Annotated in this window: 6 protein-coding genes; 2 read left to right on the forward strand and 4 right to left on the reverse strand. The window is 73.1% G+C overall.

Translation table 11 applies throughout. From position 1 onward, the window contains the following. Positions 1 to 134 precede the first annotated feature (134 nt). Together ACFV7Q_RS37865 and ACFV7Q_RS37870 are read right to left on the reverse strand one after the other, a co-directional pair. On the reverse strand, positions 135 to 1,520 hold the full coding sequence (locus tag ACFV7Q_RS37865) for an FAD-dependent oxidoreductase (protein ID WP_385435491.1): 1,386 nt from the start codon (positions 1,518 to 1,520) through the stop codon (positions 135 to 137). A 52-nt stretch (positions 1,521 to 1,572) separates the two neighbouring features. Continuing rightward, positions 1,573 to 2,241: a DUF305 domain-containing protein gene (locus tag ACFV7Q_RS37870; protein WP_385435492.1), complete on the reverse strand. Its 669-nt coding sequence runs from the start codon at positions 2,239 to 2,241 to the stop codon at positions 1,573 to 1,575. A gap of 77 nt (positions 2,242 to 2,318) precedes the next feature. Between ACFV7Q_RS37870 and ACFV7Q_RS37875 the strand changes: the two genes are divergently transcribed. Together ACFV7Q_RS37875 and ACFV7Q_RS37880 are read left to right on the forward strand one after the other, a co-directional pair. Beyond that, a complete protein-coding gene (locus ACFV7Q_RS37875) occupies positions 2,319 to 3,818 on the forward strand; it encodes an LVIVD repeat-containing protein (RefSeq protein WP_385435493.1) in 1,500 nt (499 codons plus the stop codon). 67 nt (positions 3,819 to 3,885) lie between these two features. Further along, positions 3,886 to 5,508: an MFS transporter gene (locus tag ACFV7Q_RS37880; protein WP_385435494.1), complete on the forward strand. Its 1,623-nt coding sequence runs from the start codon at positions 3,886 to 3,888 to the stop codon at positions 5,506 to 5,508. 13 nt (positions 5,509 to 5,521) lie between these two features. Here ACFV7Q_RS37880 and ACFV7Q_RS37885 read toward each other — a convergent pair whose 3' ends face one another. Beyond that, a complete protein-coding gene (locus ACFV7Q_RS37885; protein WP_385435495.1) occupies positions 5,522 to 6,151 on the reverse strand; it encodes a TetR/AcrR family transcriptional regulator in 630 nt (209 codons plus the stop codon). Positions 6,152 to 6,253: 102 nt separating this feature from the next. Continuing rightward, positions 6,254 to 6,901 carry a phosphatase PAP2 family protein gene (locus tag ACFV7Q_RS37890; RefSeq protein ID WP_385435496.1) on the reverse strand — a complete coding sequence of 216 codons (648 nt, stop codon included), beginning with the start codon at positions 6,899 to 6,901 and terminating at the stop codon, positions 6,254 to 6,256. Between the last annotated feature and the right edge of the window lie 79 nt (positions 6,902 to 6,980).

The raw sequence follows: 6,980 nt of genomic DNA on the forward strand, positions 1-6,980 counted from the left end.
GCGCGGGGGGACCGGTCGGGCGGGTCCACGGGACCGCGGTGCGCAGATGCACCGGCGCACCGCTCCGGGCGTGCCGACGCCGCGGGGTCAGCCGCCCGCCCGCTGCCGTCCCCCGGCACGCCGATTCGGGCGGATCAGCCCGCCGCGCCCGCCCCGGCGGCCGCCGCACCCAGCAGCCCGGCCCAGTCGGGGATCTTCACCGAGTGCCGGCCCAGCGAACGCCCCAGCTCGGCCTCGGCCGCCTCGATGGCCAGCCACCCCGGCCACTCCACCGGACGCAGCCCGGCAGCCCGGAGCGCCTCCAACGGGTCGTCCGGAAGGTCCCGCCGGGCCAGTGCTCCCGCGTCCTGGAGCAGGGAGGAGGCGGTCTCCTTCGCGCAGGGCCGGTTGGTGCCGATCACCCCGGTCGGGCCGCGCTTGATCCAGCCGGCCACGTACTCGCCGGTCGAGGCCCGGCCGGCGCGCACCACCCGGCCCGCCGCGTGCGGGACCGTGGCGGTGGCCGGGTCGAAGGGCAGGCCGGGCAGCGGAACGCCCTGGTAGCCCACCGAGCGCAGCACCAGCTGCGCCTCGACGTCCTCGTACACGCCCGTTCCGGTCACCCCGCCGCGGCCGTCCGGGGCGGTCCGCTCGAAGCGCACCGCGGTGACCCTGCCCTCGGGCCCGCCGAGGACCTCGACCGGGCGCAGGTGGAACCGGAGCATGATCCGCCGCCCCGCGTCGTCGGCGGGACCGGGGTCCTGCTCGGCCCAGCCCCGCAGCACCTCCAGGTTGCGCCGGGCCACCGCGGGCAGTGCGGCGGCAGCTGCCGGGCCGCCCGCGTACGCGGGGTCGATCGCGAGCTCGGCCGGGTCCAGCCGGACCGCCACGCCGGGCAGGGTGCCCAGCTCCCGCAGCTCCTTGGTGGTGAACTTGCCCTGCGAGGGGCCGCGCCGGGCCACCATCGACACCGTGCGCACCCCGCTCTCCGCGAGCACGCCGAGCGCCGGCTGCGGCATGTCGGTGGGCGCCAGCTCCGGTTCGCCGCGGGCCAGCATTCGGGTCACGTCCACGGCCACGTTGCCCGCTCCGACGACCACCGCCGAGTGGACCCCGGACAGGTCGAAGCCCTCGCCGGCCGCATCCGGGTGCCCGCTGTACCAGGCCACGAAGGCCGTCGCCGAACGTACCCCGGCCAGTTCCTCGCCGGGGATGCCGAGCAGTCGGTCGCGCGCCGCGCCCACGCAGTACACCACCGCGTGGTACAGGTCCAGCATCCGCCCGGTGGGCAGCTGCGCCCCGCCGACCTCGACGTTGCCGAGGAAGCGGATCCGCTCGTCCTCCAGGACCGTGCGCAGGTTGCCCTGGAGCGATTTGATCTTCTCGTGGTCGGGGGCCACGCCGTACCGCACGAGCCCGTACGGGGCCGGCAGCCGGTCGAGTACGTCGACGCGCACTCCCGGCACCTCACGCTGCTGGACCAGGGTCTGGGCGGCGTAGACCCCGCTCGGGCCCGAACCGACGACGGCGACACGAAGCACGGCGGTACTCCCTCCCGCGGGGTCTCCAGGATGGCACCGGGCGGGGCGGGCGTCAGCCCATCGCGCGCATTCGGTGGATCTCGGCGCTCTGGGTGGCCACGACCTCGTTGGCCATCTCCTCGACGGCCGTGTTGTTGCCGCCGGCGAGGGCCTCTCCGGCCATCTTCAGGGCGCCTTCGTGGTGGGCGGTCATCAGGGTGAGGAAGAGCGCGTCGAAGTCGGCCCCCCGGGCCCCGGCCAGTTCCTTCATCTGCTGCTCGGTCGCCATGCCCGGCATGGCGCTGTGGTGGTCGCCGCCGTGGCCGTCGTGGCCGCCCGCGGTGCGGGCGGGAGCCGGGTGCCGGGCCAGCCACGCCTGCATGACGGCGATCTCGGGCTGCTGGGCGGCCGCGATCCGTTCGGCGAGCCGTTTGACCCCGTCGGCGGAGGCGCGGGTCGGGGCGAGGGCGGTCATGTCGAGGGCCTGGCGGTGGTGTTCGACCATGCGCCGTACGTAGGAGCGGTCGGCCGCGTTGGGGCTGTCGTCCGGCCGGCTCCGGGCGGCTTCGTCGGGGGAGAGGGTGCGGGCCTTCTCGCCCGGGCGGCCGGGGGCGATGACGGCGGGTCCGTCGGCCCGGCTGCTCTCGTCGGGGCCGCCCCGGCAGCCGGCGAGGGCGATCAGGACTCCCGCGGCGGCGACCGCCCGGATGATTCGACCGGGTAACCCCTTTGCCATGTCCATGCCGAGGACCATACTGCGGGAGTCCTCATTCCGTTCCCAGCCGGAGCGGAATCGACCGGACCTCATGGGAGGCCACAGTGACCTCGCAACACACCAGCGGGCTGCCCCGCAGATGGCGCGCCGGCCGGCGGGCCCCGGCGGTGCTCGCCGTCGCGGCCGGACTGCTCGCGACGTTCCTGTCCGCCGGGCCGGCATCCGCCACCCCCGACCCGGGCGAGTTACGGCCCGGGGGCGACTTCCCGGGCAGCTCGTCCCCCGCCACCGGCCGCGAACCGGCCCCCGGCGAGATCCCGGGCCAGGACCAGGTCGTGCACAGCGGCAACATCAAGCCGCTGACCAACATCCCCAGCTCGTTCCCGGACGCGGTCAACTCCGACCTGGCCTTCCAGGGCCGGTACGCCTACGCAGGCAACTACAACGGCTTCACGATCTACGACATCGCCGACCCCAAGGCGCCGAAGACCGTCAGTACGGTGCTCTGCCCCGGCGGCCAGAACGACATCTCCGTCCACGACGACCTGCTCTTCCTCTCCACCGACTCCTCCCGCAGCGACGACTCCTGCAACAGCGTGTCGCAGCCCGCCACGGAGAAGTCCTCGTGGGAGGGCGTCAAGATCTTCGACATCAAGGACAAGAAGCACCCGAAGTACATCAAGTCCGTCGAGACCGCCTGCGGTTCGCACACCCACACGCTGGTCCCGAGCGGCCCGGACGTCTACGTCTACGTCGCCTCGTACTCGCCGAACGAGGCGTTCCCGGACTGCCGGCCCCCGCACGACGGCATCTCCGTGATCAAGGTCCCGCGCAAGGCGCCCACCCGGGCGGCCGTCGTCGCCTTCCCCGTCCTCTTCCCGGACGGCGGCAACCCGGGCGCTCCCACCAACCCCGGCGTCTCCAAGACCACGGGCTGCCACGACATCACCGTGCTGCCCTCGAAGAAGTTGGCCGCAGGCGCCTGCATGGGCGACGGCATCCTCTTCGACATCGCCGACCCCGAGCGGCCGCGGGTCATCGACCGGGTGCAGGACAACGTGAACTTCGCGTTCTGGCACTCGGCGACCTTCAACCAGAGGGCCGACAAGGTGGTGTTCACCGACGAGCTCGGCGGCGGTGGCGGTGCCACCTGCAACGAGGCCACCGGCCCGAACCGGGGAGCCGACGGCATCTACGACATCACCGGCAGCGGCGACCAGCGCAAGCTCGTCTTCCGCAGCTACTTCAAGATCCCGCGCCACCAGGCCGACACCGAGAACTGCGTCGCCCACAACGGCTCCCTGGTCCCCGCCCTCGGCCGCGACATCATGGTCCAGGCCTGGTACCAGGGCGGCGTCTCCGTGTGGGACTTCACCGACTCCGCCCGGCCCAAGGAGATCGCTTACTTCGAACGCGGCCCGCTCGCCCCCGGCTCCCTGTCGATCGGCGGCTCCTGGTCGGCGTACTACTACAACGGGCACATCTACTCGAACGACATCGCCAAGGGCCTCGACGTGCTCCGGATCGACGACTGGCGCACCGAGAGCGCCAAGTGGGTACGGCTGGACCGGCTCAACGTCCAGACCCAGCCCGAGTACCGCTGACGCCAACCGGCTGACACCGGGGCGGGTCGAGGGGCCCGCCCCGGCGGCCTGCGGGCAGGATGCGCCCATGGCATCCAGCACCGAGGCCGCCGCCAGTGCGGCGAAGCCCGGGGTCGTGCTGCTGACCTTCGCCTCGGGACAGTTCCTGATGGCGCTGGACAGCTCCGTCATGAACGTCTCGATCGCTTCGGTTGCCGAGGACGTGGGGACCACCGTGACGGGGATCCAGGGTGCGATCACCGCCTACACCCTGGTCATGGCCATGTGCATGATCCCCGGCGGCAAGATCGGCGTGCTCATCGGCCGCAAGCGCGCCTTCATGATCGGCTGCCTCATCTACGGCTGCGGATCCCTGACGACCTCGCTCGCCCCCAACCTCACCGTGCTGCTGATCGGATGGTCCTTCCTCGAAGGGGTCGGAGCCGCGCTGATCCTGCCCGCGATCGTCGCGCTGGTCGCGGGCAACTTCACCGCCGACCGCCGTCCCGCGGCCTACGGGATCGTGGCCGCCGCCGGCGCCGTCGCGATCGCCGTCGGGCCGCTCGTCGGCGGCGTGGCGACCACGTACTTCTCCTGGCGCTGGGTCTTCGCCGGCGAGGTCGTCCTCGTGCTCGTCATCCTGTTCTTCGCCCGTCGCGTCGCCGACGCGCCGTCCGAAGCACGGTCCCGGATCGACTTCACCGGCGCCCTCCTGTCCGCGCTCGGCCTCGGCACCCTCGTCTACGGCGTCCTGCGGTCCAGCGCATGGGGCTGGTTCGTCCCGAAGGCCGACGCGCCCGCCTGGCTGGGGATCTCACTCACCGCCTGGCTCGTCCTGGCCGGTCTGCTCCTGACGAGGATCTTCCTGCACTGGGAGGCCCACCTCGTCGAACGCGGGTGGGAACCGCTCCTGGACCCCGCCCTGTTCGACAACCGGCAGCTCACCGGCGGCCTGACGATGTTCTTCTTCCAGTACCTCGTACAGATGGGCGTGTTCTTCCTCGTCCCGCTCTACCTGTCCGTCGCCCTCGGCCTGTCCGCCCTCCAGACCGGCGCGCGGCTCCTGCCGCTGTCCCTGTCCCTGCTCGCCGCTGCGATCCTGATCCCCAAGCTGCTCCCCCGGATCTCGCCGCGCCGGGTGGTCCGCCTCGGCCTCCTCGCCCTGCTCGCCGGAGCGGTGGTGCTGCTCGTCGCGCTCGACGAGGACGCGGGCGCGGACGTGGTGACGGTGCCGCTCCTGCTGATCGGGCTCGGAATGGGGGCGCTCGCCTCCCAGCTCGGCGCGGTCACCGTCTCCGCAGTGCCGGACGAGCGGACCGCTGAGATCGGCGGGGTACAGAACGCCGTCACCAACCTCGGCGCCTCCATCGGCACGGCACTCGCCGGATCGATCCTGATCGCCACGCTCACGACCTCGTTCCTGACCGCCATCGACGAGAACCCGGCGGTCCCGGACCAGGTCGCCGCCCAGGCCGCCGTCCAACTCGAAGGCGGTGCGGCCTTCGTGTCCGACGCCGACCTCCGGAGCGCACTGGACGAGGCCGGCACCAGTCCCGAGGTCGCCCGGGCCGCGATGGACGCGAACACCGAGGCACGCCTCGACGGCCTGCGCGCCGCACTCGCCGTCCTCTCCCTCACGACCGTACTCGCCCTCTTCTTCACCCAGCGGATCCCCGACCACCAACCCGGATCCCCGGCTCCGGCCCCGTAGCCCGGTCGGCGGCTCACACCGGAGGGAGCCGCCGACCCTCCGGCGGGCCGCCCCCGGGCGGAACACCCAGCTCCCAGTCCAGCCCGTACCGCTGGAACATCTCGGCCCTCAGCCGCGCCGACGGCATCGGCGCGCCCGGCAGCAGCACCGCCACCACCGCACCCATCAGCAGGGCCCGCAGCAGCGGGTAGTCGGTGTCCACGTCCGCCGAGCCGTACCGCGCCACGGTGTCCCGGAGCAGTGCTGCCAGCCGCTGCTGCTCCGGGCACTGCACGAACCCCTCGGCCTGCAGGATGCCCGCCATGTGCGTCCGCATCAACAGCGGCTCGTCCCGCGCCAGCCCCAGCACGGCGTCGATGGCGCGGGCCAGCCGCTCGCGGCCGTCGTCGGTGCGCGGCTCCCGCTCCAGAGCCGCCTCCAGGGTTCGGTGCATCAGCCGGTGCACCGCCGACTGGAGCAGCTGCCGCTTGCCCGGGAAGTAGTAGGAGACGAGCCCGCGGGCCGTGCCCGCGCGGTCGGCGATGTCGCCGAGGGTCGTGGCCTCGTAGCCGCGCTCGGCCACGAGTTCGACCGTGGCCTGGAGCAGCCGCTCCCGGGAACGTCTGCGCAATTCTTCATTGACCGATGCGCTGCGCGGGGACATGCTTACTCCTGCGTTGACTGGCTTCCAGCCAATATACTCAGCGCACGGGGAGGGCTGCTCTGCGCGACGCGGGGGATCGCGCAGGGCAGGCACGCCCGCAGCTCAGCGCGCGACGGCTTTCGGCCGATTCCGCCGCCCCGGCCAGGCGATCACCAGCGCCGCCAGGGCCGTCCCCAACAGCCAGCCCGCCAGCACGTCAGAGGGCCAGTGCACGCCCAAGTAGATCCGGGTGAAGCCGACCCCGATCACCGAGACGACGGCCAGCACCCACGCCCCCCGCACCCAGGCCTTCGGACCGGCCGGCGGAAGCAGCCACAGCAACATCCCGCACACCGCCGCCGCCGTCATGGCGTGGCCCGAGGGGAAGGCCGCGAAGTGCGCCGCGTCCACCGGGTCCGGCCACAGCGGCCGGTCCCGGCCCACCAGCGCCTTCATCCCCTGCGACACGACCGCCGCGGCCACCGTGACCACCGCGACCCTTGCGGCGCGCTGCCGGTCGCCGCGCCGCCACAGCCATACGCAGGCCAGGACCGCCAGTGCCCGCATCGTCCAGGGGTCCCACACCCAGTCGCTGAGCACGCGCATCAGTTCGGTGACCCCGGGACGGGCGACGGCACTCGCGTGCAGATCCCGCGCTACCAGCACGTCGAGGCGCAGGACCGGCCGCCACCGGGCCGCCACCAGCGCCGTCAGCAGGGCCGCGAGCACCGCGCAGCCGATCCCCACCTGCCATACCCGCCCGCTTCGCATGCGGAAGATCCTTGCACCCTCCCGGTCCGCGGCCGCGCCCTACCCAGCAGGCGCGCCCCGCGAGGGCCCGCTCCCCGGT

Origin of the sequence: Streptomyces sp. NPDC059851, from assembly GCF_042732005.1 — a bacterium.
Lineage (GTDB): Bacteria > Actinomycetota > Actinomycetes > Streptomycetales > Streptomycetaceae > Streptomyces.